The 23666-nt window shown below is 63.8% G+C and carries 27 protein-coding genes and 1 pseudogene; 11 read left to right on the top strand and 17 right to left on the bottom strand.

Features of this window, described 5'->3' with window-relative positions; translation table 11 throughout:
- Nucleotides 1-96 precede the first annotated feature (96 nt).
- On the top strand, nucleotides 97-780 hold the full coding sequence (locus tag DSM104635_RS03625; protein ID WP_158764894.1) for a DUF805 domain-containing protein: 684 nt from the start codon (nucleotides 97-99) through the stop codon (nucleotides 778-780).
- A gap of 34 nt (nucleotides 781-814) precedes the next feature.
- The gene (gene thiE / locus DSM104635_RS03620; protein WP_158764893.1) at nucleotides 815-1447 is read left to right on the top strand and encodes a thiamine phosphate synthase; all 633 of its coding nucleotides are present in this window, start codon (nucleotides 815-817) and stop codon (nucleotides 1445-1447) included.
- A gap of 31 nt (nucleotides 1448-1478) precedes the next feature.
- Here the strand turns inward: thiE and DSM104635_RS03615 are convergent, their stop codons facing one another.
- Together DSM104635_RS03615 and DSM104635_RS03610 are read right to left on the bottom strand one after the other, a co-directional pair.
- A complete protein-coding gene (locus tag DSM104635_RS03615; protein WP_158764892.1) occupies nucleotides 1479-2276 on the bottom strand; it encodes a toll/interleukin-1 receptor domain-containing protein in 798 nt (265 codons plus the stop codon).
- A 6-nt stretch (nucleotides 2277-2282) separates the two neighbouring features.
- The gene (locus DSM104635_RS03610; RefSeq protein WP_228445831.1) at nucleotides 2283-4223 is read right to left on the bottom strand and encodes an OPT family oligopeptide transporter; all 1941 of its coding nucleotides are present in this window, start codon (nucleotides 4221-4223) and stop codon (nucleotides 2283-2285) included.
- 151 nt (nucleotides 4224-4374) lie between these two features.
- Between DSM104635_RS03610 and DSM104635_RS03605 the strand changes: the two genes are divergently transcribed.
- The gene (locus DSM104635_RS03605; protein ID WP_158764890.1) at nucleotides 4375-4989 is read left to right on the top strand and encodes an ATP-dependent Clp protease proteolytic subunit; all 615 of its coding nucleotides are present in this window, start codon (nucleotides 4375-4377) and stop codon (nucleotides 4987-4989) included.
- A gap of 56 nt (nucleotides 4990-5045) precedes the next feature.
- Here the strand turns inward: DSM104635_RS03605 and DSM104635_RS03600 are convergent, their stop codons facing one another.
- Nucleotides 5046-6056 (bottom strand): AraC family transcriptional regulator, encoded by a 1011-nt coding sequence (locus DSM104635_RS03600; protein ID WP_158764889.1) that lies wholly within the window; start codon nucleotides 6054-6056, stop codon nucleotides 5046-5048.
- A 132-nt stretch (nucleotides 6057-6188) separates the two neighbouring features.
- Here DSM104635_RS03600 and DSM104635_RS03595 point away from each other — a divergent pair, with 132 nt between their 5' ends.
- Nucleotides 6189-6401, top strand: a complete 213-nt coding sequence (locus DSM104635_RS03595) for a hypothetical protein (RefSeq protein WP_158764888.1) — start codon at nucleotides 6189-6191, stop codon at nucleotides 6399-6401.
- On the opposite strand, the gene DSM104635_RS03590 is transcribed toward DSM104635_RS03595, so the two are convergent.
- Nucleotides 6398-7834, bottom strand: a complete 1437-nt coding sequence (locus DSM104635_RS03590) for a hypothetical protein (protein WP_158764887.1) — start codon at nucleotides 7832-7834, stop codon at nucleotides 6398-6400. The genes DSM104635_RS03595 and DSM104635_RS03590 overlap by 4 nt on opposite strands.
- Before the next feature lie 274 nt (nucleotides 7835-8108).
- Here DSM104635_RS03590 and DSM104635_RS03585 point away from each other — a divergent pair, with 274 nt between their 5' ends.
- The gene (locus DSM104635_RS03585) at nucleotides 8109-9044 is read left to right on the top strand and encodes a cell wall hydrolase (protein WP_158764886.1); all 936 of its coding nucleotides are present in this window, start codon (nucleotides 8109-8111) and stop codon (nucleotides 9042-9044) included.
- A gap of 116 nt (nucleotides 9045-9160) precedes the next feature.
- Here DSM104635_RS03585 and DSM104635_RS03580 read toward each other — a convergent pair whose 3' ends face one another.
- The 3 genes and pseudogenes from DSM104635_RS03580 to petA all read right to left on the bottom strand — a co-directional run bounded on the left by DSM104635_RS03580 (nucleotide 9161) and on the right by petA (nucleotide 12181).
- Entirely contained in the window at nucleotides 9161-10003 is an 843-nt protein-coding gene (locus DSM104635_RS03580) for a cytochrome c1 (RefSeq protein ID WP_158764885.1), read from the bottom strand.
- A gap of 488 nt (nucleotides 10004-10491) precedes the next feature.
- Nucleotides 10492-11601, bottom strand: a pseudogene (locus DSM104635_RS03575) (cytochrome b); the annotation flags it as partial.
- Nucleotides 11602-11611: 10 nt separating this feature from the next.
- On the bottom strand, nucleotides 11612-12181 hold the full coding sequence (gene petA / locus DSM104635_RS03570) for a ubiquinol-cytochrome c reductase iron-sulfur subunit (protein ID WP_158767993.1): 570 nt from the start codon (nucleotides 12179-12181) through the stop codon (nucleotides 11612-11614).
- 124 nt (nucleotides 12182-12305) lie between these two features.
- On the opposite strand from petA, the gene DSM104635_RS03565 reads away from it, so the two are divergent.
- The 4 genes from DSM104635_RS03565 to DSM104635_RS03550 are packed head-to-tail and all read left to right on the top strand — an operon-like array spanning nucleotide 12306 to nucleotide 15470.
- On the top strand, nucleotides 12306-12767 hold the full coding sequence (locus tag DSM104635_RS03565; protein ID WP_158764883.1) for a tRNA (cytidine(34)-2'-O)-methyltransferase: 462 nt from the start codon (nucleotides 12306-12308) through the stop codon (nucleotides 12765-12767).
- A gap of 1 nt (nucleotide 12768) precedes the next feature.
- Nucleotides 12769-13653: an oxygen-dependent coproporphyrinogen oxidase gene (gene hemF / locus DSM104635_RS03560; protein WP_158764882.1), complete on the top strand. Its 885-nt coding sequence runs from the start codon at nucleotides 12769-12771 to the stop codon at nucleotides 13651-13653.
- Nucleotides 13644-14300 (top strand): DUF4328 domain-containing protein, encoded by a 657-nt coding sequence (locus DSM104635_RS03555; RefSeq protein ID WP_158764881.1) that lies wholly within the window; start codon nucleotides 13644-13646, stop codon nucleotides 14298-14300. Before hemF ends, DSM104635_RS03555 begins: the two co-directional genes overlap by 10 nt.
- Before the next feature lie 30 nt (nucleotides 14301-14330).
- Nucleotides 14331-15470 carry an acyltransferase family protein gene (locus DSM104635_RS03550; protein WP_158764880.1) on the top strand — a complete coding sequence of 380 codons (1140 nt, stop codon included), beginning with the start codon at nucleotides 14331-14333 and terminating at the stop codon, nucleotides 15468-15470.
- Here DSM104635_RS03550 and DSM104635_RS03545 read toward each other — a convergent pair.
- The 9 genes from DSM104635_RS03545 to DSM104635_RS03505 all read right to left on the bottom strand — a co-directional run bounded on the left by DSM104635_RS03545 (nucleotide 15430) and on the right by DSM104635_RS03505 (nucleotide 20687).
- Nucleotides 15430-16665 (bottom strand): CCA tRNA nucleotidyltransferase, encoded by a 1236-nt coding sequence (locus tag DSM104635_RS03545; protein WP_323368343.1) that lies wholly within the window; start codon nucleotides 16663-16665, stop codon nucleotides 15430-15432. The genes DSM104635_RS03550 and DSM104635_RS03545 overlap by 41 nt on opposite strands.
- Complete coding sequence (locus DSM104635_RS03540; protein WP_158764878.1) at nucleotides 16662-16913, bottom strand: hypothetical protein; 252 nt, start codon at nucleotides 16911-16913, stop codon at nucleotides 16662-16664. The genes DSM104635_RS03545 and DSM104635_RS03540 overlap by 4 nt, the downstream gene beginning before the upstream one ends.
- A gap of 21 nt (nucleotides 16914-16934) precedes the next feature.
- The gene (locus tag DSM104635_RS03535; protein WP_158764877.1) at nucleotides 16935-17351 is read right to left on the bottom strand and encodes a DUF1801 domain-containing protein; all 417 of its coding nucleotides are present in this window, start codon (nucleotides 17349-17351) and stop codon (nucleotides 16935-16937) included.
- Between the two features lie 5 nt (nucleotides 17352-17356).
- A complete protein-coding gene (locus tag DSM104635_RS03530; RefSeq protein ID WP_158764876.1) occupies nucleotides 17357-17818 on the bottom strand; it encodes a DUF1801 domain-containing protein in 462 nt (153 codons plus the stop codon).
- 9 nt (nucleotides 17819-17827) lie between these two features.
- Nucleotides 17828-18040 carry a hypothetical protein gene (locus DSM104635_RS03525; protein WP_158764875.1) on the bottom strand — a complete coding sequence of 71 codons (213 nt, stop codon included), beginning with the start codon at nucleotides 18038-18040 and terminating at the stop codon, nucleotides 17828-17830.
- A gap of 43 nt (nucleotides 18041-18083) precedes the next feature.
- Nucleotides 18084-18485: a VOC family protein gene (locus DSM104635_RS03520; RefSeq protein ID WP_158764874.1), complete on the bottom strand. Its 402-nt coding sequence runs from the start codon at nucleotides 18483-18485 to the stop codon at nucleotides 18084-18086.
- Between the two features lie 20 nt (nucleotides 18486-18505).
- Nucleotides 18506-18976, bottom strand: coding sequence for a helix-turn-helix domain-containing protein (locus DSM104635_RS03515; protein ID WP_228445829.1), 471 nt, complete (start codon nucleotides 18974-18976; stop codon nucleotides 18506-18508).
- A 141-nt stretch (nucleotides 18977-19117) separates the two neighbouring features.
- Nucleotides 19118-19726, bottom strand: a complete 609-nt coding sequence (locus DSM104635_RS03510) for an NUDIX hydrolase (protein ID WP_228445828.1) — start codon at nucleotides 19724-19726, stop codon at nucleotides 19118-19120.
- Between the two features lie 268 nt (nucleotides 19727-19994).
- A complete protein-coding gene (locus DSM104635_RS03505) occupies nucleotides 19995-20687 on the bottom strand; it encodes a hypothetical protein (RefSeq protein WP_158764872.1) in 693 nt (230 codons plus the stop codon).
- Nucleotides 20688-20933: 246 nt separating this feature from the next.
- On the opposite strand from DSM104635_RS03505, the gene DSM104635_RS03500 reads away from it, so the two are divergent.
- Nucleotides 20934-21944: a hypothetical protein gene (locus tag DSM104635_RS03500; protein ID WP_158764871.1), complete on the top strand. Its 1011-nt coding sequence runs from the start codon at nucleotides 20934-20936 to the stop codon at nucleotides 21942-21944.
- A 5-nt stretch (nucleotides 21945-21949) separates the two neighbouring features.
- On the opposite strand, the gene DSM104635_RS03495 is transcribed toward DSM104635_RS03500, so the two are convergent.
- A complete protein-coding gene (locus DSM104635_RS03495; RefSeq protein ID WP_158764870.1) occupies nucleotides 21950-22480 on the bottom strand; it encodes a DUF1285 domain-containing protein in 531 nt (176 codons plus the stop codon).
- 108 nt (nucleotides 22481-22588) lie between these two features.
- Between DSM104635_RS03495 and DSM104635_RS03490 the strand changes: the two genes are divergently transcribed.
- Complete coding sequence (locus tag DSM104635_RS03490; RefSeq protein ID WP_158764869.1) at nucleotides 22589-23584, top strand: AAA family ATPase; 996 nt, start codon at nucleotides 22589-22591, stop codon at nucleotides 23582-23584.
- The last annotated feature ends 82 nt before the right edge of the window (nucleotides 23585-23666 follow it).

Below are 23666 nucleotides of genomic sequence, written 5' to 3'. Positions count from 1 at the left end.
GCGGCATTAACGTCAACGCGAATTTACCGCGCTTGCTTGCGCAGCTTTAACGGCTCACGCGGTACTTTCGGCACACTTCTTGGCGGGAGGGTGCGCGTGGGACTGGTTTCTCTGCTGTTCGGCTTCAACGGGCGCATCAACCGCGCTCAATACTGGCTCGGCACGATTGGCGTGAACGTCGTCAATTGGGTCGTGATGCTGGCCATGGCCGGCACGAGCGCGGTGCCGGCGGAAAAGAATCCGGCCGCGGCGCTTGCCGCAGCCTCCTCGCAACTGGCGATGATCCTCCCGCTCTCGGTGGGCGTGGCGTGGATCGCCATGGCGTTGCAGGTGAAGCGCTTCCACGATCGCGGGCAGAGCGGATGGTGGTCGTTGCTGCCAATCGCGCCTGTGCTGCTCATGGTTGGCAACGTCTTCGCGGCGATTGCCGAGCAATGGCCGGCGGAGCGTTTGTTCAGTTCGATGGGCCTGCCGTTTCTCGCACTGATCGTGATTAGCGTGGGCTTTTTCGTCAATCTGGGCTGCCTCGGCAGCAAGGATGGGCCGAACAAATATGACCATACGCCTGGAAAAGGCGGTGGCGGCCCCGTGTTTGCGCCCGGCGGCGCACCTTCTGGCGCTTCGGGCGCGGCGTCTGCCTTGTTTGGCGCGCAATCGGCGATCGACCGCGCCGTTGCGGAGCAAGCGCGCGCCGCTGCGACGCCGCGCGTCGCGCCGGTCGCGGCGGCGGCCGCGCGCGCGGCGGCGCCGGGTTCCTTCGGGCGCAAGGCGTCGCGCTGATTGCCATCGCGCGGCGGGGCGCTAGGAAAGCGTCATGCCGAACCGTTGCCGCCTCTATCTGATCACGCCGCCGGTGTTCGAGCTGGAGGCGTTTTCGCGCGCGCTTGAAGGTGCGCTGGCGGGCGGCGACATCGCGTGCGTGCAGTTGCGGCTGAAGGATGCTGGCGATGCGGAAGTGTTGCGCGTGGGCGCGGCGCTGAAGCCAATCGCGCATAGCGCGGATACAGCTTTCGTTTTGAACGATCGGCCTGACCTTGCGGCGAAGCTCGATGCAGACGGGGTGCATGTGGGGCAGACAGATGCGCGTTACGCGGAGGCGCGCGCGCTGATGGGGCGCGATCGCATTGTCGGCGTGACGTGTCACAACTCGCGCGATCTGGCTTACGAAGCTGCGGAAGCTGGCGCGGACTACGTGGCGTTCGGTGCGTTCTACCCGACTGGGACCAAAGAACCGTCGCATTGGGCCGAGCCGGAAATTTTGGAGATCTGGCAGGAAACCGCCACCACGCCGTGCGTCGCCATTGGCGGGATCAATGTTGAGAACGCGGCGCCCTTGGTGCACGCGGGCGCTGATTTCATCGCCGTGTCGGCGGGCGTGTGGGCGCACGTCGATGGACCGCGCGCGGCGGTGGCGGCGTTCAACGCGCTGTTTGATGAGCTGAGCTAAAGGAGCGCGGGTCTGAAGACCCGCGCTCCTTTTAGACGTCCTGGCTCCAGCTCGAAGCCCGCACGCGGGCGAGGTGGCGTTCGAACACGGCGCGTTCGAGTTCGTCGGCATCGCCTTCGAGAAACGTGTTCTTCTGCCAGTAACCGCGGCCGGGGCGGCCGGTGTCCTTGCTGACGACAAGGACGTTGAGCGGCGGTTCGCGGCGGCGGCGGTTTTGTTCGGAGATGGAATCGAGCGCGCCCCAGAGAGCGTGCTGATCGAGATCGCCGATGTGGAGGTCTTCGGCGCGGGCCGCGTCGCGGAGCGCGTCTTCGGCTTCCTTGTAGGTGAACGGCGGATCGCCCGACATGGCGCGATCGATCAGCATCGAGCGCAGCAGGTTCACCAGCGCTTCGTTCTGGCCGCCGGCGCGGGAGCGCGCGTTGCGGGCGAGGTTCTTCTTGTCGAGGAGCTGGCCGAGGCGGGTAAGCACTTTCTGGATTTCGGGATGATCGGGCTCCCCGTCCCAGTGCGTGAGATCGGCGGTTTGGATTGTGTCGAATGGCGCGAGGAGCGCGCAGTGATGGACTTTGACCGGCACGAGCATGTTGCGCTCGGCGCCGATCATGGCCTCCTTCACCACCCACGGCGAAGACACCGCCGCGAAACTCCAGCACACGATCATGGCGCGCGCGGCGTCGATCTGTTCGTGGATGCGGCGATCCCAATCGGCGCCGACCTCGATACCTGCGTCGAACCAGACGGCGATATCGAGGTCAGCCAAGAGCGCGGTCAGCGTCTCGATGCGCGCGAGGTCTTCGCGCTTGTACGAAATGAAGACGTCGCTCACCCGCTGTTACTTAGCGCGTGATTGGCGCGCCACCCAGAGATAGCTCACAAACAACAGCAGCGCGAAAATGGCGAGGCCGACGTAGGGTGCGATGCCTGCGAACTCCTCGCCAACGATAGCGATCGGCGCAGGATTGCCGGTGCCGACAATGAGGCCTGCGTTCAAGATGCCGAGCATGCTTTCGCCGACGATGAAGCCGCACGCGAGCAGAACGCCGAAGCGCTTGGCCATCTCGCCGTTTTCGCGCTTCTCGACGGCGCGGTTGTAGAAATAGCCGATGACGGCGCCCATCACGACCGGCGTGGTGACGTCCGTCGGCAAGTACATGCCGATGCCGACCGCAAGCGGCGGAATGCGCAACACTTTCAGGAAGCCCAGGATTTCGTCGATGAAGATGACGACGACACCGATGCCGACACCCATCCCGATCAGGCTCCAATCGAGGTCGGCGTTCAGAACACCGCGCGCGAGTGACGAGATCAAAGTCGCCTGCGGCGCAGCGAGGGGCTCGGCGACGATGGCGGCGCGGTTCGGATCGCCTGGGAAGCCGTAAGCGGCGTTTAGGAGATCAAGCACGGGGCCGATGATGAGGGAGCCCGCGATGACGCCAACGATGAGCGCTATTTGCTGGCGCCAGGGCGAAGCGCCGACGAGTTGGCCGGTCTTCAGATCTTGCAAGTTATCATTCGAGATCGTGGCGATCGAGAACACGATGGCGACGGCAAAGAGCGCGAAGGCGACGAGCGCGTCGGTTGCGCCGGCATCGAGCAGCGGCTGCACGAACATGGCGAGCAGCACCGCGCCTGAGACGATAGCCAAGATGCCAATACCGGAGACGGGGCTGTTCGACGCACCGATGAGGCCGGCCATGTAGCCGGCGACGGTGGCGATGAAAGCGCCGACGACAACGGTGAACACCACTCCGCCCGCGATCAGCGGGACGCCAAGCGAGGCGAGCGGCGTGCCTTGGATGAAGAGGTAGAGCAAAGCCGCGATGGCGGCGAGACAGATCAAGCTCAGAAGCGCGATCATGCTCATCGGGATGTCGCGATCATCGTGCGCGCCGGTCTTTGTGGCGCTGCCGGCGGCTATGGTGTCGGACACGCCTTTGATCAGCGGACCAACCAGCTTGATCAGGCTCCAGATCGCCGCGATGCCGATGGCGCCGGCGCCGACGAAACGGACTTGTCCGCGGAAAACGGTCTCGGCGACTTCGGCGATCTCGCCTGGCACGCCGGCCGTCAGCATCGGCATCAGACCGACCCAAGAGATCAACAGACCGCACAGCATCGCAATGCCAACTGAGATGCCGACCAGGTGGCCCGCGCCCGCGAGCGCTAGCGAGAGGCCGAAGGTGATGCCGGTGACGCTTTGGCCGACGCGGAAGAAGTGCGCGAGGGCGCCGGTGCTGAGACCCATGAACGTCACGATCTGTGCACCAGCGGCGACGATGGCGCCGTAGAGCACAACCAGCGGTCCGCGATTGCGCTCAAGCACGTTGGCCGGCGCTTCGTCGCCGGTGGCGCCTACTTTCAGCACTTCAGCGGCGGCAACACCTTCAGGGAACGGCAGCGGTGAGTTCACGACCAGCGCGCGCCGCAGCGGAATGGAAAACAGCACGCCGAGCGTGCCGCCCAAGGCGCAGATGAAGAACGTCATCCAGAACGGGAACCCCTGCCACCAGCCGATCATGACGAGGCCCGGCAGCACGAAAATGATGGCCGAGAGCGTGCCGCCGGCGGAGGCGACGGTCTGCACGATGTTGTTTTCGCGGATGGAGCCGGTGTTGAAGAGCCGGAAGATACCCATCGAAATGACGGCGGCGGGGATCGATGAAGCGATGGTGATGCCGACCCGGAGACCGAGGTAAACGTTGGCGGCGGTGAAGACGATGGCGATGACGGCGCCAAGGATCAGACCGCGAATTGTCAGTTCCGATGGTTTCACGGAAGGCTCCCCAAATGTTCTGGGGCCCCGCAGCCCCGTTTTGGGCATCCTAGGCTGCGGACGGCGCCCCCGCCAGCCTGCTTCCGGGCTAGGAAATGGCCGCGAACCCCCCTACCTCAGAGCCTTCAAGTTCCATGGGAGCCAACCCCCGATGACGCACGACGCATTCCGCCTCGACGATGAAGACGACAAAGAAAAGAACCCGGCGGACGGCCGTAACGCACCCGAAGTGATCGAGAAGGCGCTGCTCGAAGCGCGCGTCGTGATGCTGACGGGCGAAGTCAACGATGTGCAAGCGCGGCGCGCCACCGAGCGCCTGTTTGCGTTGGCGGCGCAGAACTCCAAGCCGATCACGTTCGTGATTTCGTCGCCCGGCGGCCACGTCGAAAGCGGCGACATGATCCACGATGTGGTGAAGTATATCGACGCACCGGTGCAGATGCTGGGTACAGGCTGGGTCGCCAGCGCCGGCGCGCTGATCTATTGCGCCGCCCCGCGCGAGCGCCGCTTCTGCCTGCCCAACACGCGCTTCCTGCTGCACGAACCGCGCGGCGGCATTGGCGGCATGGCGTCGGACGTTGAGATCCAGGCGCGCGAGATCCTGCGCATGCGCGAACGTCTGAACAAGATTTTCGCCGAAGCCACCGGCCAGCCGATCGACAAGATCAAGCGCGACATGGACCGCGACTACTGGATGCTGGCGGAAGAAGCGAAAGCATACGGACTGGTCGGGCGCGTCGTGAAGAGCGCGAGCGAGCTGCGGTAGCCATCGCGCAAGATTAGGAACGTTGGAGCGCGGGCCTTCGGGCCCGCGTTTCTGTTTCACCCCGTCATCCTTTTCCTCACCTCCCTCGGCGCTTGGCCGAACCAGCGTTGGCTGGCGCGGGTGAAGGCGGAGGGTTCGGCATAGCCCAGCATTTCAGCGACATGCGCCAGCGGGATGCCGCGTTGGGCGAGGTAGTTCTGCGCGAGCTCGCGGCGGACGTCGTCGCGGATGTCTTCGAAGCTGGTGTCCTCAAGTTTGAGACGGCGCTGCAGCGTGCGCTCATGCAGGCCGAAGGCGCGCGCGAGATCGGCCTGGGTGTAATCGCCGAGGCGCATCAGGCGCGCGACGATGATGCGGGCGCGGGGGGCGAGCGCGTCATCGGCGGCGGCGGGCGGCGCGACGCTTTCGAGAAAATGCTCCGCGATCTTGTGGAGCTGCGGATTGGCGCCGATCAGCGGCGCGTCGATCAGGTCGCGCGCGAGGACAACGCCCGCGTCAGGCGCATGGAATGTTGGCGCGATGCCGAACACGGCGCGGTAGCGTGGCAAGGGCGAGAGCGGCTCATGGCGGAAGCGAATTGCTTTCGGTTTGTAGGCGGACCCGCACACGGTCGCGAGAAAGCCGTGTAGCGTGGCGATGCCGCGCTCGTAGGTTTGCACGTGGCGCGGGGCGCGGCGCATGCGGACGTCGAAGGTGATGAGATCGTGGTCGGTGTCGAAGCGTGCGAGCGTGAGAACGACGGTCCGGTTGTGGAAATGGAAGAAACGCTGGCCGATGGCGATCGCGGCGCCAACGGTTTCGGCATTGTACATCGCGACCGCGAGCGGCCCCAACATGCCTGCGCCAGTGCGTTCGGCCATGCGTATGCCGAGGTCGGGCGCACTCAGCGCGACCGCAGCGCGCTCGACAAGGATCATGACGCGGCGATAGGACAGGTAGGCGTCGTTATCGGCGAGCACCGCCGGATCGATGCCGTTTTCCTCAAGCAGCGCGTCGGAATCGCCGCCCAATTCGGCGACGATTTCCGGAAAGCCGCGTAGCGACTCGGCGCGAATGATCTCGCTCACGATCGCGTGTTATAGGCGCTTTGCGGAACTTTTGTCGCCTGCGGATAAGTTTTCGTCGGGCGCGGAAAAGCGACCGGTGGCAACGCACACTAAGTCCAGCGCCCTACTCCTCTCCCCCGGACCAGGACATCCATGAACGACCCAAAGACCCCGCGGCAGTACGCCGCCGCGTCCGCGCCCGACGTTGTCGCGCGCCTCCGTCACACGATCGAAGCCAACGAAACGGCGCGGATCGTCCTGAGCGATAGCCTGGGCGCACTGGGCAAGTCGTTGGACATGCACCTCGGCCAGATCGACGAGCACCTGAAGCAGCTGATCGCCGATATCGAAGGTCGGCCGCGCTAGGCGCGCGCTGGACGCTTCAACGGCTCACCCGCGAGCCCGAACTGGACTTGCAGCGCTGTGTTGAGTGCGGCGCTGTAGCTTTCAAGGCTAAGCCGCTTGGTGGTCAGCACGCGCCACTCGCCCCTATGGCTGTAGGCGGCGATGGCAAGCTGTTCTTCCGGGATCGCCGGCATGTCGGGAACGAGGCGCGCAAACAGCGTGAGCGTGGCGGCGCGGTCGAGCTCGGGGCTGGCGAGGAAGATGGTCTGCAGGCGGCCGCCGGCTTGGGCGATGAGGTCGAGCTCCCATTGCACGCCCTCGCCGTGGTTGGGGCACATGACGACGGCCTTCGATGCTCCAGCGAGGCCCCGCACAACGCTTTGCCACTCATCGCCCACCCCCTCCACGAACACGCGCGCGGCGCCGAGCGGCGGCGTCGGATCACGCGGATCTCCAATGGCTATGACGGGGCCGTACGGAGAGCCGTGTTCGAGCAGGATTTCGTCAAGCGTGCGGCTTGAGCCGACGCCCGCAGGCCAGCGTGCGAAGGGATCACCGCCGCGCGCCTTGAGGCGCTCGTCGTCCTGATCGAAGGCGCGGAGAAAGATGATCGGCGCGCGTGCGTCCCATTCGCGGACGTTCTGGTAGAGCTTGGTGGTGCGCTGGTCGGCCATGCGCGCGAGCACACCGCCGGCACCGATGAGGTTGAGGAGCAGGAGACCGCCGAGAGTTGTGTAGAGGATGTAGGGGTTGGACTGAGGGTATTGAGGGTCGCCTTCCGAACCGATGAAGATTGGCAGCATCAGGATCATCAACAGACCGAGATTGAGCACGGCGACGCCGAAATAGAGCAGCGTCACCATGCGGCGCTTCTTGCCGACGTAGGAGAGGAAGCTGGGAAGGCCTAGATAACGCCGGAAAGACGTGAACAAGCGCCAAGGTGCGGGACGCCATCCGCGCACGGCCCGAAAGTTCTCGGCGCTCGCCGTAAGTTGCCACCAACTTGCGCGCATGAGTTGGTAGCTGATCAGCGTGGCGATTGCACCGAACATGCCGAACCAGATGGCGTCGCCGGCTGGCAGCGTGACGTCGAAACCGGTCAAAGACAGCGCGGAATACAACACGCTCGCGCCGAGAACGAACACGCCCGCGAACGACACGATAAAGGTGGCTAGAGCAACGAGACGCCGATGCAAGATGTCCACGATGGCGCCACCCAGCGTCACGAAAAGCGCGACGGGCACGGCGAACAGCAGGAAGACTAGGAGGAAGCCAAGCGGGAGGAGCGCGACCGTCGCCCAGTCGCCTTGCAGCACAGTTGAGATGCTTGCGCCGGCAACAATGGCGACAATGCCGAACACGGCGCCAACCACGAAGGATGCGCACAGCGCGCGCACGAAGCGATGGCGGACATAGCCGTTGGCGGCGGCATCGATCGAGCGCGCTTGCGTCATCTGCTCTCCCCTTGCAGCGACGTAAGAATACGCGCGATGGGCGAGGCGTCGAGCGGTTGCGGAACTTTCTTCGCCAAAGTTTTGCGTGTGCGGCGCGCTGACACACGACGCATGACCTAGAGCGTTTTCCCAACCAGTTCGCCGCCTGCGCGCCGCATTTTCGTCATGTGGAAAAGTAGAACACAACACGTGTTCGCGGCGCGCTGCGGGGCGGACGCATCCAATTTGTTTTTATGACGCGAGCGTAATGCCGCGCACCAACAGAGAGACCAAGATGGCCGCTCGCTGGGTCGGACTTACTCGTCCGCACAAGAAGATAAACGCTCGCGGCGGCGCTCGTCGCGGCGTTACGCAAACGGTGAACGACTTCCTGCACGCCATCGGCGCCGCAGGGTTCCTGGTCATCGCCGCGGTGATGAACTTCGCGCTTTTTCCGGACGCGCTTGCCGCGGTGGTTTCAGGTGAACGGCCAATCATTGGCTTCGTTCCTAACGAACAGCAGTTGGCGGTTGCGCCCCAGCTCACACTGCCGCTGCTTCCGGTGGACGAAGAAGAAGTCCGTCTGCTTGCGGCGACCGCCTGGGGCGAAGCGCGATCGGAAGGCGAAGACGGCATGCGCGCAGTATCGCATGTGATGGTCAATCGCGTGGGTCAGCGCTTCGGCGAGAACCTGGCCACTGTGATCTTGTCGCCGAAACAGTTCTCGGTCTGGAACCGCGGCGATCCGAACCGGCGGCTGGTGCAAAACCTCGCGCGCGATCCGGCGCGCTACAACGGTGGCGCGGAAGCCGAGTGGGAAATCGCGCAGCGCGTCGCACGCGAAGTGCTCTCGGGGCAATCAGTCGATCCGACCCACGGCGCGCTCTTCTATCACACGCGCGCCATTCGCCCGCGCTGGTCGCGCGTCGGCCAGGGCCGCCAGGTGATCGGTGCGCACGTGTTCTACGCTGACGTGCCGGATCCAGGCGTACGCGCAACGCCGCGCACCATTGATGTGGCGCAATTCTTCCGCGCTTCGGTTCCGGTTGAACGCGCTTCGACGCAACGCCGCGGCCGTCGCGCCGGACGCGTCAATGGCGTGATCCAATATGCGCCGACGGATGTGCCTGCGCCGACCACGACGATCGACAGCAATGCGGCGGCTACACCGACGATGAACGGCGCTCCCGTCACGACCTCGGCCACGACAACGACGGGCGCAACAAGCTAGGCGCAATAGACCCTATCGCTCTGCAAACGCCTCGCCTCTCAAGGGCGAGGCGTTTTTGTTTGGCCCAAACGAAAAGAGCGCCCCTCCCGGGGCGCTCTTTCGTAACCAATGAGGCGCTAGTGCGCTTCGGTGCGCCAGATGGTCTTGTAGGCGAGCCACATTAGGCCAGCGAGCGCGATCAGGAACGCCAGCACGACGATGCCGGTGCGCTTGCGCTGTTCCATGTGCGGATCGGCGGCCCATTGCAGATAGGCGGAGACATCGGTGGCGTATTGCTCGACGGTCGTGGCGGTACCGTCAGCGTAGGACACGGCGCCTTCCACCAGCGGCGGCGGCATCGCAATCATCCCGCCTGGGAAGTAGAGGTTGCCGTAGAGCGCGCCTTCGTTGTGCCCGTCGTAACCAACCAACAGCGATCGGATGTAATCGGCGCCGCCGTGGCGAGCGGAGGTGATGACCGAGAGATCCGGCGGATAGGCGCCGCCGTTGGAAGCGCGCGCGGCAATCTCGTTCGGGAACGGACGGCGGAAGTGATCCGAGATGCGGCCAGGACGATCGGTCAGCTGGCCGCTGTTGGGATCGACGTCGCTGATGGTGTGTGATTCCGCGATGGAGCGGACCCACGGATTGTCGACGACGTCGACGAAGAGGCCGCCATGCTCGGGTCGGCCGACTTGCATCTTCTCTTCGCCAGTCTCGTGGTCGCGCACGTTGTAGGCGGCGAACGGGCCGCCCTCTTCGCCGAGATGGCGATACGCGAGGTGATCCATGCCGTGGCAGGCCGCGCAGACCTGATTGTAAACCTGGAAGCCGCGCTGCACCTGCGCCATGTCGTAGCCGCCAACGGGGCTATCGAAGCTGTAGGGATAGTTGTGCGGATGCTCGGCTTCGCCAGCGGCGAAGGCGACGCCCAGAGCGCCAATGCCAATGGCGGCGACGACGGAAAGAGCGCGCAACATCAAGCAGCCCCCTGCTCGGCGATGACCGGCTTGGCGATCGTGTCCGGCACGCGACTGGGACGCTCACGCAAACCCAATAGCGGCAGCAGCACGAGGAAGAAGAAGAAATAGTAGAACGTCGCGATCTGCGAGAGCGTCGTGACGGTGAAGACGAGCGGCGGCGTACGGCGCTCGACGCTGAAGAATGGAGCAGCAGCGCCGATTTCGGATTTGTAAGCGCTGATTTCCGCTTCCAATTCATCAATGGTGCCGGCGTTGAGCGTTTCCGTTTGCATCTGGCCGCCGACAACGCCGGTGACCGTGGCGGCAGTTGCGCCTTCGCGGATGACGGATGTCTGCGTCGCGCCCTCAATGCTGGTGCGCGCGGCTTCAGCGGCTTCGTCGAACTGCGCTTCGCTCGGTGCGTTGAACGCACGCGTCACGACTTGGCCGCCTTGCGTCCAGGTCAGCGTCGCCGAGAAGTCAGCCGGCTTTGCAATGATGAGACCCGGGTTCTGACCACCGCACCAGCCCAACACGAGGCAGGCGACGACGAAGATCAGGAAGAACTGGCGCGCGATCGGGCGGTAGCGCATCGAACGCACGCGCGACGTGTCGATCCACGGCAGGATGAACAGCACCGCGATCGAGGCGAACATGGCGATGACGCCCGCAAGCTTGGAATCGATCGGGCCGATGTTGAAATCGAACGCGCGCAGGATGGCGTAGAATGGCAGCAGGTACCATTCCGGCACGATTTCCGGCGGCGTTTGCAGCGGGTTAGCCGGGATGAAGTTGTCGGCGTGACCGAGTGCGTTCGGCAGGTAGAACACAAACACTGCGAACAGGATCACGAACAGCACCGTCGCGAACAAATCCTTCATGGTGGCGTGCGGCGAGAACGGGACCGTGTCGGCCTTCGACTTCACATCGACGCCGGTGGGGTTGTTCTGGCCGGCTTCGTGCAGCGCCCAAATGTGGAGGCCGACAACGCCCACGATCACGAAGGGCAGCAGATAGTGCAGCGAGAAGAAGCGGTTCAGCGTGGGCTGGTCGATGGCCGCGCCGCCTCGGATCCAGACTTGGATGCTTTCGCCGACGAGCGGCACCGCGCCCAGGATGTTGGTGATGACGGTGGCGCCCCAGAAGCTCATCTGGCCCCACGGCAGCGTGTAGCCGAGGAAGCCGGTGACGACCATCAGCAGGTAGATGATGCAGCCGAGAATCCAGAGCAGCTCACGCGGCGCTTTGTAAGAGCCGTAATAGAGGCCGCGGAACATGTGGATATAGACCGCGAGGAAGAACATCGAGGCGCCAACGGAGTGGATGTTCTGAATGAGCCAGCCAAACGGCACGTCGCGATCGATGCGCTGCACGCTGGCGAAGGCCATGCTGACGTGCGGAATGTAGTGCATCGCCAGCACGATGCCGGTGACGATCTGCACCACGAGGCACATCGCCAACATCGCGCCGAACGTCCACCAATAGTTCAGATTCCGCGGCACCGGGTAGGCGACGAAGCTGTCGTACGACAGCCGCAGAATGGGCAGGCGCTTATCGAGCCAGCGGGTGAACCCCGATTGCGGCTCGTAGACCCCATGGTTGAAATGAGAACTCATGGCGGGCCCCTCAGCCGATCCGGATCGAAGTGTCGTTCATGAAGACATACGGCGCGATGAGCAGGTTCTTCGGCGCGGGGCCGCGGCGAATGCGGCCTGACGTATCGTAGTCAGAGCCGTGGCACGGGCAGAACCAGCCGCCATACTGCGAGCCTTCGACGAAGGTCGGCACGCAGCCCAAGTGGGTACAATTGGCTTGCAGGATGAGCCACTCGGCGCGGCCAGGCTGACCATCCTCTTGCACGATGCGGTCGGCGTCGTGCTGCGGATCTTTGAGCGTCGCATAGTCGTCGCGCTGGGCGCGGGAGATTTCGTCCGGCGTGCGGTGACGCACGAACACCGGCTTGCCCTGCCACATCACTTTGATCTGTTGGCCGAGTGCGACGACGGAAAGATCGACCTCGGTGGTCGAGAGCGCGCGCGTGTCGGCGGCGGGGTTCATCTGATCGACGAACGGCCAGATCGTGGCAGCGACGCCCACCGCGCCGACGGCGCCGGCGGCGATATAAATGAAGTCGCGCCGGGAGGCTTCGTCACCGCCATGCGCGTCAATCGGCTTTGCTTCAGCCACGCCCGTCATCTCCCGGCCTTGGTTCGGCGGCGAAGCTAGGCTAGTCGGGTTCGTGAAGCGCGCGGCGCGTCGCCGCATGCCTTGTGCTCAAGCACCCGATTCAGCCCAGATTCTCCGGCGCCGAGGCCTTACCGTGCGGCTCGCACTCTATCAACCAGACATCCCGCAGAATCTTGGCGCGGCCATTCGCCTCTCTGCCTGCCTGGGCGTCGCTTTGGACGTGATCGAGCCGTGCGGATTTCCGCTGACGGACGCATCGATGAAACGCGCCGCACTCGACTACGGCGACAAGGCGCGGATCGAGCGCCACGAGAGCTTCGCGGCGTTTCGCTCGGCGCCGGAACGATCGAGTGGCCGCTTGGTGTTGGTGGAGACCGACGGGGCGGTGAGCTTCCAGGACTTCCAGTTCTCCACAGGCGACACGCTGCTGTTGGGGCGCGAGAGCGCGGGGTCGCCGCCGGAGGTGTACGAGGCGGCGCAGGTCAGCGTGCGGTTGCCGATGGCGCGGGGGCTGCGGTCGCTCAACGTGGTGACGGCCGCGGCTGTGGTGCTGAGCGAGGCGATGCGGCAGACCGGCGCTTGGGAGAAGTTTTGACGTGAGCGACGAGCGGAAGGCGCGGGCGAAGGCTTGGTTCGAGGCGCTGCGGGATCAGATATGCGCGGCGTTCGAGGCGCTGGAGGATGAGGCGCCGGCGAACCTCTATCCGGGAGAGCCCGGACGGTTCGTGCGGGCGCCTTGGCGGCGGGGCGACGGCGTGAGCGATCAGGGCGGCGGCGTTGCTGGGATGATGCGCGGGCGGTTGTTCGAGAAAGTCGGCGTGCACGTTTCGACGGTGTACGGGGAATTCTCGCCGGAGTTCGCGAAGAATGTGCGCGGGGCGGCGGACGATCCGCGTTTCTGGGCGAGCGGGATTTCGTTGATCGCGCATATGCGCAATCCGCACTGCCCTGCGGCGCACATGAACACGCGCCACATCACGACGACGCAATGGTGGTTCGGCGGCGGCGGCGATTTGAACCCGACGCAGGCGAAGGATCGGCGTGAAGACGCTCCGGATACGATTGCGTTTCACGCGGCATTGCAGGCTGCATGCGATCCGCATGGGGATGATCTCTATCCGAGCTACAAGAAATGGGCGGACGAGTATTTCTGGCTGCCGCATCGCAACGAGGCACGGGGCGTCGGAGGAATTTTCTACGATCATCACAATAGCGGCGGCGAGAGCGGCGATACGTGGGAAGAAGACTTCGCGTTCACGCAGGATGTGGGGCGGGCGTTTCTGAGCGCATATCCGGCAATCCTGCGCGGGCGCATGGCGCAGCCTTGGACTGACGCGGATCGCGAAGAGCAGCTGGTGCAGCGCGGGCGCTATGTGGAGTTCAACCTGCTGTACGACCGCGGCACGACGTTTGGGCTAAAGACGGGCGGGAATGTGGAGAGCATTTTGAGCTCTATGCCGCCGGTGGCGAAATGGCCTTGATGACACACGGTCGCGGCCCCGTTGATCCGTGGCCGCTCTTTGGGTGGATGCGCGTCGTCATGTGGGGCGCAATCGGCGTCCTCACTTGGATGCTAGCGCTCACCGGAAGCATCAGCATAGCGAAACGCGATATGTTGACATGGCAACCGGAGCAAATCCAAACGTTGACTCTTCTCATTGCCTATTCGCAGGCGCTTAACGTGGCGCTCTTCGTCGCGAGCCTCATCGTGAGCGCGCGTATAACTTACCGGACGATGAGTAATGTCCATCGGCTAAAGGGCAGCAATGGACAGGCAGAGGCAGCTTGGTCTGTGGCTTGGTACGTGGTTCCCGTCGCGAACCTGTTCATGCCACCTCGCGCCGTGCAGAAAATTTGGCGCGGGACATTTGGCGATGGCGATGAAGCTGAGCGGCGCTCAGCGCTCTGGTGGTGGTGGGGCTGCGCATTAATCAGCATCGCCCTTCATCAGCTTCAGCTGCGAGCTTCTCCCGCAATTGGACTAATCCCCCCGGAAATCGGCGACATCGCCAATCCCGCTAGCTATGCGTTCGCTGTCGCGGGCACGCTCATCTTCCTAAGGGTCTTCCGTCGGATCGCCCGGGGACAAAGTCTGCTCATCAAGCGGGCCGCCGCGGACGTTTTCTGACGGCCTTTTTCTTGCGTCGGGCGAGCGGTCATGACCGCTCTCGCCTACCCCCAGGAACTCAAACCGCTGACTTCGCTTCGATTTATCGCGGCGTTCTGGGTGCTTTTGTACCATTTCAAGGACCATCTGGGCCTTGGGATGGGTCAGTTTGGGCTGGTTGCGGACGGGTATTTGGGGGTCGATCTCTTCTTTACCCTGTCGGGCTTCATCCTGGCGCACGTCTATCTGAGCCAGTTCGAGGGCGGCCGGTTTGGTTACGGCGGCTTCTTGAAGAACCGGATCGCGCGGGTTTACCCAATGCACCTCGCGGCGCTGGGCGCGATGATCGTGCTGTTTGTGGGCGCTGGTGTCATGGGCGCGGGCGTCGGATCGCCGGAGGCGTTCAAGTGGAGCGATCTGCCGGCGCATCTCTTTATGGTTCACGCTTGGGGCACGACCCAGGCAGTGGGTTGGAATTTCCCGAGCTGGTCGATCAGCGCGGAATGGGCGGCGTATCTGCTCTTCCCGCTGGTGGCGGCGTTGGTGCTGAAGGCGCAGCGTTGGTCTGGGCTGGTGGCGGTGGGGGCGTTGGCGCTTTGCGTCGTGAGCTTCTGGGGCCTGAGCAATCTGCATTCGGTGCTGCCTTGGGTCGGCAATGATTTCTCGCAGATGACGGCGCAGATCGGGGCGCTGCGGATCTTGCCGTCGTTCTTGCTGGGCGTTGCGCTTTACAGCTTTGGGCGAACACATGCGGCGCCGAAGGCTTGGGCTTGGCCGATCGTGATGGCGAGCGCGGGTTGGGTGTTGGCGGTGACGACGCTTGGGATGTGGGAAGGCTTGGTGTGGTTCGGGTTGGCGGGCTTGCTGTATGGCTTGGCTGAGACGTCGCGCCATGGCGTCGATGCGCCGATGAGCGGGCGCGTGTTCGTGTTCTTGGGCGCGGCGAGCTACGCGCTCTATATGATCCACCTGCCGATCGACATCGTGTGGTTTCACGCGCTGGAGCGGTTTGGCGTGACGGAGACGTCTGATCTCGCGCTGCGTGTTGGCGCGATGGTGGGCGTGTTTGTGGTGTCGATCGTGGCTTCGGTGTTTGCGTATCTTTGGATCGAAGAGCCGGCGCGGAAGGTCATCCGCAAGCTCGAACTGCCTAAGCGAGCCCCTGCGCCACAGCCTTCAGGCGCTCAATAACGCTGAGCTTGTCGTCGGGAAAATCGGCGTCGATCCACCAGTCTTCGACTTCGCGCATCACAACGCCGACCTTCGGCCCAGCCGGCACGCCAGCAGCCATCACTTCATCCCCGGTGAGCGGCATTTTGGGCGGCGTCCACATTTGCGCGTGGGCGACGAGCGCGCGCCATTGTTGCCCTTTGTCGCCGGCTTTGGCCCAGGCGAGCATGACGCGGTCGCGGAAGGCTTCGTTGCCGAGCTTGTAGATCGCGCGGCGCATTTCGCGCATTGAGAGGAACGAGGTGATCTTCACGTCGTCGCCGAGAGCGGCGACCAGGCGATCGCGTTCTTCGTTTGAAAGCTTGAGGCGGTTGGCAAGCGTCTTCGCGCTCTGCTGATCGGTGAGCGCTGCGGCGACGCGCGTCATCGGGTCGGGATTGAGCATGAGATCGGCTTCGAGCGTGCACAGCGCATCGAGCCGAGCTTCGTTGCTGAGCTCCGGCAGCGCGCGGGCGCGGGCTGCGATGGCGCTCATGCCCTCCCATGACGCGCGCGGATCGGGCGCGCTGAGCAGCTTTTTGGTTTCTTTCCAGACGCGCTCGACCGATAGCGTGTCGAGGCCGGCGACGAGATCGGCGCAGGCGTGGAGTCCGATCGGGTCGACGGGGCCGCGCGCGTACCAAGCGTTGAAGCGGAAAAAGCGCAGGATGCGGAGATAATCTTCTTTGATCCGCATGTGGGCGTCGCCGATGAAGATCACGCGGCCGGTGCGGGTGTCTTCGATGCCGCCGCCGGTGGGATCGTGGATGGCGCCGGTCGCGTCGGCATAGAGTGCGTTCATGCGGAAGTCGCGGCGCTGGGCGTCCTCCTCCCAGGCTTCGGTGAAGGCGACGGTGGCGCGGCGGCCATCCGTGCTGACGTCGCGGCGGAGCGTGGTGACTTCGAACGGCTTGGAATTGACGACGACGGTAACGGTGCCGTGCTCGATGCCGGTCGGATGCGCGGCGAAGCCGGCTTTGGTGGCGATGTTGGTGACTCGATCGGGCGTGAGCTGAGTGGCGATGTCGATGTCGTCGACCTCGCGCCCCATCAAAGTGTTGCGCACGCAGCCGCCAACGAAGCGCGAGCCGTCGGCGCGCGCAGTTTCGAGTGCTGCGATCAGCTTTTGAGTTTCGGCGGCTTTGAGCCACGTGGCGTGGGTGATTGAAGTGTTCACCAACGCTTTCTCAACTCGAAGAACATTCCAATTGGGAGCACGATAGACACTAGTCCGATTGTGAACAGCAGCAGGTCTATATCGACATAGCCGTACGACAGCCACATGCCGCCAGCCCCGAATGCAGCAACGAATACTATCATGCCAACGCAAAAGAACGCGGCTTCACGGACCATGCGCGCGTGACGGATCGAGCGGTCTTGCTCGCCCTCGATACTGGGTCGCTCCTCAAACATCGCGTCGATCATGCCCGGAGTTGGCGCTTCGCCTCAAGCTTTCTTCTTCGCTGGCTTCTTGGCTGTGTTCAGCGCGACTGCGGCTTTGATCAGCGCCTTGAAGGCGGTTTCGTTGAGCTTGGCGCCTTCGATGATGTCGATAGCGCGGCGGGTGGCGCCGGTATCGGCGGCGTTGAAGAGCTTGGCCGGGTCTTTCAGTTTGGCGCCTTGGGCGAAGGTGAGTTTCACTTTGTCTTTGTAGGTTTCGCCGGTGCAGATGATGCCGTCGTGGGACCAGGTTGGGACGCCGGCGGGGTTGCCGGCCTTTTTCCACTTGGCTTCTTCGGTGACCTCCGGGTCTGCTTCTTCGATCAGCCCGCGGACGCGCGCGAGCGTGGCGCGGCGCCAGTCGGCGGCGGCTTTCGGTGCGGCCTTTTTTGTTGGTGCGGATTTCTTCACGGCTTTCTTCATCGCTCTCACATTTTTTCGCCAGGCAGTTTGCTGGCTTGTTTGACCCATGACGTGAATTGCTTCTCGTCGAGTTCGCCTTCGCGGATATCGTAATAGCGCACCTGCGGGTACTTCGACTTGCCTTCTGGTGGCGGCTTGAGCGCGGCGCCGCGGAAGAAAGTGACCTTCACGTATTTCGCAAAGACGTGAAAACTGACGAACCAGACGTTGTCCGAGACGCCGTAGAACGGCGAATTCCATTTTACGGCTTTGCGCACGCGCGGGATGGCCTTGGTGATGAGCGTGTCGAGACGCTTGACGACATCTCGTCTCCAATCCGGCACGGCGGCGATGTAGGCCTGCACCGGCGCGTCGCCATAGCCCTTGGCGATCTGCGGGTTGCCGCCGGAGAGGAGCTTGGGCCGCGCCGTCTTCTTCGGCGCAGCCTTCGCCTTCTTCGCGGTTTTCTTTGCTGCTTTCTTCGCCACCGTTCGCTCCTAACTCGCTTGTCCCCGTCGCGCCTTCGCGACGTATGGCAGAAAGAACATGTAGAGGCCGGTGATCAGGAGCAAGAACAGCGGCAGCAGCGGCACGTAGTAAATCCACTGCGCCGGTGTTTGACCTAGGCCCAACATCGCGAAGATGGCGATGACGACGAGTGTAAAGGTGATCGACGTCCAGCGGTGAAACACGCGGATGAACTTGCTCATGTGAAACCCCTTCGCTGGCGCCTGCATAAGTTGTGCGTACATCTCACTTTCCTTCCACCATCTTCCAGGCGTTGCCAGAAGGATCGCGGAAGTTGGCGTCGACGCCGCCGTAGCGTGCGATCGGTTCTTGCGTGAACTCCACGCCTTTCGCGCGCATGGATTCGTAGCTGGCGCGGCAATCGTCGACGGTGAGCACCAGCGGCGGCATGGCGCCTTTGGCCACCATTTCGCGCATGGTTTGCGCGGTGGCGGCGTCGAGCACCGGTTCTTGCGGCAGGAACAGGCCGAGCTCGAACGATGGTTGGGCCGGGTGCTTCACGGTGAGCCAACGGTAGTTGCCGTTGGTGTGATCGGCGTGGACCTGGAAGCCCAGCTTGTTGGTGTAGAAGTCGAGCGCCTCGCTCTGATCGTGGACGTAGAGCCCGATGATGCCGATGCCTGCCATGTTCGCCTCCGTAAGGGATCTCAGTTGCTGTCTGGATCCTTCTTATCGGCGGCCTCCTGGCGGCGCTTCTCCGAAACTGCGGACTTCAAGTTGGGACGGTGGGCGGCGCTGACGAAGCAGTGCGGAACATGGGCGAGCGCGTGGGCGCTGGCCTGCTCGCGGGCGCGGAGTTCGGTGGGGCTCTCGCCGGTGATGTCACGGAACACGCGGCCAAAGGTGCCGAGGCTTTGCCAGCCGGTTTCCATCATGATGTCGATGATGGGCTGATCGGTGTCGCGGAGCAGCGCCTTGGCGCGTTCGATGCGGCGGGTGAGCAGGTAGCGGTGCGGCGGCACGCCGAAGGCGTCTTTGAACGAGCGCGCGAAGTGCGCTTCGGAGACGCCGCTGACGGAGGCCAGGCGCTCGACCGGCCAATCCTCGTGCGAGGCCGCGTCCATGCGATCTTTGGCGCGCAGGAGACGGCGGAGGAGTGCGGGGTCTTGGCCGCTCACGTTCCCCCGCCCCCTTGCGGGGCGGGGGTTGGGGGGTGGGGGGCGTGCAAACGATCAGGCGCCTGCGTGTTTGAACGCCCCCCTCCCCGATCGCTGCGCGATCGACCCTCCCCGCGAGGGGGAGGGTTTTCGAGCGCGCGCTCACACATACAGTCTCTCATAAAGCGCGCGGATCATGCCGGCGGTGGCGCCCCAGATGTTATGGCCGTCGTAGGGCATGGCGTAATAGTAGCGCGTGCGGCCTTGCCATTGGGCTTCGCGCTTTTCGTGGTTGGCGGGGTTCATCAAGAAATCGAGCGGCGCTTCGAACACGCTCGCCACTTCGCGCGGATCGAGTGCCAAGTCGAAGCCGGGCTCGACTAGGCCGACGATCGGCGTGACGCGATAGCCGGTGATGGTGTCGTAGCGATCCCAGGCGCCGATCGGCTCGATGAACGAGCGCGCGAGACCGATCTCTTCGAAGGTTTCGCGCAGCGCGGTGTCGACAGCGTTGGCGTCACTCGCCTGCACGCGGCCGCCGGGGAATGAGATTTGACCCGGATGCGCGGGCGTCTCCTTGGCGCGCTCGGTGAAGAGCATGGTCCAGCCGCTGGCGCGCTTGATGATCGGCGCGAGCACCGCGGCGGGACGCGTTTCGGGATGATTGTCCCAGTCGGGGTTCAGATCGTTGTCGCTGCGCGTGCGTGCGGTTTCGTGCGCGACAGCGTCGAGCGGATCGAGTTTGGCTCGCAATAATTGCTCAAGGCTCACGATCCTCCCTCCTCTTGAGAGGAGGGCGCGCGCGCAATATGGACCGCCGGCGCCCTCGCCGGCACGGCGCCGATGCCACCGACAAACGCCGACGCTTGTTCGATCAGGCGCATGCCGGCGAGGGCGCCGGCGGTCCATACTTTGCGATCTATGGCGGGTGAAGTCACGTGAATGACCTAAGCGCCGATTGGCGCACGCGCAATCGGCGCGCGCGGCGGCGCCCTCGCCTGGTGGGGCGCGGCGGCGATTTCGCTCGGGAAGAGCTGCGTTAGCCTGTGTCGAACGCCGGCGGCGCGTGCTCGGCCGCGTATCGGGTCCGATCGAGCAAGATCGGATCGAGCTGACGGGGCGGCGGCTTGTGCGCCACGATGCGCCTGGCCGCGGCGAAGGCGCGTTGCTTCAAGGCGATCAGCTTGTGTTTCAGGCGACGCGCGCGCGGCGCCGGGTTGGCGAACACGCGGCGCAACGCTTCGAAGCGGCGCGCGAGTCGTGCGGCGGCGGCGGAATCGCGTTCCTCGTTGCTGATGCTGGCGCGCATCGCGGCGAGGCGGTTGGCGAATGTGTTCGCGTCAACGACGACAGCGCGGATGAGGCGCGAGGGACCGAAGCCGCGGATGCGTGGCCCTGTGTCTTTGGGTTCGGGTGGAATGTGCAGTTGGAAACACACGCGCCATGTCTCGGGCCGCGCGGGATCGGCGGCGTGCGCGCTACGTCCCTGCCCGTTCGGCGCGGCGTGTGCGCGTTTCGTGACGGCGGGCAGTTTGGCGGCTTCAATGAGCAGCAGCTTCATCACCAAAACCTCCAGCGCCTTCAGCTGACGCCTGATGGCGCTGCGCGCGATGCGGTCGAGTGTACGCTGAATCTGCTGCGGCCCGCCGAATGCGCTGAGCGCATCGGCTAATACTGCGCGCGCACTTTTCCAGAGATCGGCGATGGGCGCGGGGGCAGTGAAATCGTGCATGGCGCGGCATTATCCGGCCAGTTTGGAGCTGTGGGATAGATTTTGTTGGAGGCGCGGGAAATCAGGACGTTAGCGGCGGAAGCTGGGGGATAGATGGCGGTGGGACGGGTGTCGGGGTGATGAGCGGGTCTTGGCGCTGCCGTAGGAGCTGGGCGAAGGCGGCGGACACGTGTCGACGCCTAAGCACAGACGAGACGACGTGCAACGCGCCGCTGCTCCATATCGCGTTGAGGTGCTCTACGCTACATGATGGTCATGCACTCAATGACCGCCTCTCTTAGGCTCGTTTATCCGCCCATCTCGAACCAACACGCCGACTGGCTCCTTGAGGATGCCGCCGCGCGGGAACGGCTCGACACGGCGAAGCTCTACATGATCGCCGCCCGGAGAGAGGTCGAGTTTCACAACCTCGCCTGGAACGAGGACGAGCAGGTGCTGAGCTTCGATCTCGGATTTCCTGGAGAATTGGTCGCCGGATCGGTGGACGTGGATGCGATTATGGAGGACTGGCCTCGCAGCGAGCGCGGCGCAGCGGATGTTGCCGCGGGCCCCAAGAGGATAGAGATCAGCGATGTTAATGGCGCGGGATATCCTGTTTGGTTCACGCCAGACAAGTTCCTGTGGAATGTTTGGCGCGGTCACAAATACGTTTCCTTCGCTGGCGACGTTCGCCAGTTCGCGAAGTACGACCTGCTTTACATCGGAATGTCACAAGACAGCGCATTCAAACGCCTCGTGGCACTGCCGCATGAGGCGCGATTGAAAATTCTGACGAACGAGCTGGTTCGCGGCGCACAAGGCCGACTCTCGGAAGAGATCATGTTCTTCTTCTTTGACATCGATCCGCTATTTGTCAGTACGTACGGCGACGACGACGAAATCGATGACGTCGCCGTCGATATGCTGATGAACCCCCTCAAACGCGTGCAGCCGCAAGTGCTCGTTGAGGATGCAGAAAAAGCATTCATCAAAATGCTGCAGACGCCCTACAATCGGCGCCGCTATCACAAGTACCCTGCAATCGCCAAAGGGCTGGCAGACACCATATTGCAGCGCTACGGCTACTCGATCGCTGAGGACCTTTCGTTTATGATCGGCGATCTTGAGATGGTGGGCGGCTACGCTGAGGGGTTGCCATGCTCTAACGACGCCGACTTCATCTTCGTAGACGGTCCTACCGCGTCTTTGGTCGACATCTCGGAGAGAATGCGCACCGAATTCGATGGCGCTGCGTCAGACGAACAAGGTCCCGCATAGGCGCTCTAGGCACTACCTAGGCTCCATGACGCGTTGCCGCTCAAGACCGCGAGAACGCCGTCTCGCGCTTCGCTCCACTCTACCAATTCATAAAACGGCGCGCGCAGGATGCGCGCCTCCAACCGCCCGCGCACCAACACATACGGGCGAGGTTCTTCGCCATTGCGCTCCACTCGGATGGGGTTGGTTGGTCCTGCTGTGATCACGTCGCCGACGTTGGTGGTGAAGATGATCTGTTGGTCTTTGCCTTCGCCTACGCGGTCGGCGCGGATGGCGGTGAAGGGCGCGTCGTGGACTTTCACCACGATCTTTTCGACGGGCGTGACGAGATAGGTTTGGCCGTCTTCGTCTTTGCGGAGGATCGAGGCGAAGAGGCGCACCAGCGGTTCGCGGGTGATGCGCGTGCCTTCGTGCTTCCATGTGCCGTCGGCCATGATCTCCATGCCGATGTCGCCGCAATGGATGGGGTTCCATTTGTCGACGGGTGGAGGTCCTTTGTCGCGGGTTCCGGCATGAGCCTTGAGGACGGCTAACATTTCCTCAAAAGACGATTTGGGGGGCGAAGGCGGTTCCGGCATCGGTAGGGATCGCCTAACACGGTCGGCGTCATAAATCCGCCCCCAACAATGTGAGCTTCCAAACCCATGGATGACAGACAAGCTGCAGCGGCCCTCGTCGGCGAAGCCGAACAGGCCGGCGAGACTTTGGCGCGGGTGCGCGCGGAGATCGGCAAGGCCGTGTTCGGCCAGGAGCGGGTGATCGAGTTGACGCTGGCGGCGGTGCTGGCGGGCGGCCATGTGCTGCTGGTGGGCGCGCCGGGTTTGGCGAAGACGCGGTTGGTCGAAGCAATGGCGCGTGTGCTGGGGCTGGACTGGGCGCGCGTCCAGTTCACGCCGGACCTGATGCCGGCGGATATTCTGGGCTCTGAAGTTCTGGATCAGGACGACGCGGGGCGGCGCCACTTCCGGTTCGTGAAGGGGCCGATCTTCACGCAGTTGCTGATGGCAGACGAAATCAACCGCGCGTCGCCGCGGACGCAATCAGCATTGCTGCAGGCGATGCAGGAGCATCACGTGACGGTCGCGGGCGCGGCGTACGATGTGCCGCGGCCGTTCCATGTGTTGGCGACGCAAAACCCGATCGAACACGAAGGCGCGTATCCGTTGCCGGAAGCGCAATTGGATCGCTTCCTGCTGCAAGTCGATGTGCCCTACCCGGATGCGGAGATTGAGCGTCGGATTTTGATCGAGACGACTGGCTTGGAAGATCAGCGACCGCAGACGGTGTTGAACGGGCAGGCTTTGATCCGCTTGCAGCAATTGGTGCGCTCGATGCCGGTGGGCGAGAAGGTGCTGGCGGCGATTTTGGAATTGGTGCGGTCGGCGCGTCCGGGGTCGAGCCACGATCCGCGCGTGAATCAGCATGTGGCGTGGGGACCGGGACCGCGCGCGGGGCAAGCGTTGATGCTGGCGGTGCGGGCGCGGGCGTTGTTGCGCGGGCGCTTGGCGCCGGCGGTGGATGATGTGGCGGCGCTGGCGCGGCCGGCTTTGGTGCACCGCATGCAGCTGAGCTTCGGCGCACGCGCGGAAGGTTTAGATATCGACTCGCTGGTTGATGAGTTGGCGCAGAGGGCGGCTTGATGACGTGCGCCACTCTGAGCCCTCCCCCCTTGCGGGGGAGGGTTGGGAGGGGGGGCGTTCAAACGCGCTGCTATCAACAAGC

Source organism: Terricaulis silvestris (assembly GCF_009792355.1).
Lineage (GTDB): Bacteria > Pseudomonadota > Alphaproteobacteria > Caulobacterales > Aquidulcibacteraceae > Vitreimonas > Vitreimonas silvestris.
Note: the sequence above shows the minus strand (reverse complement) of the source record. Positions and strands in the feature narration are given on the sequence as shown.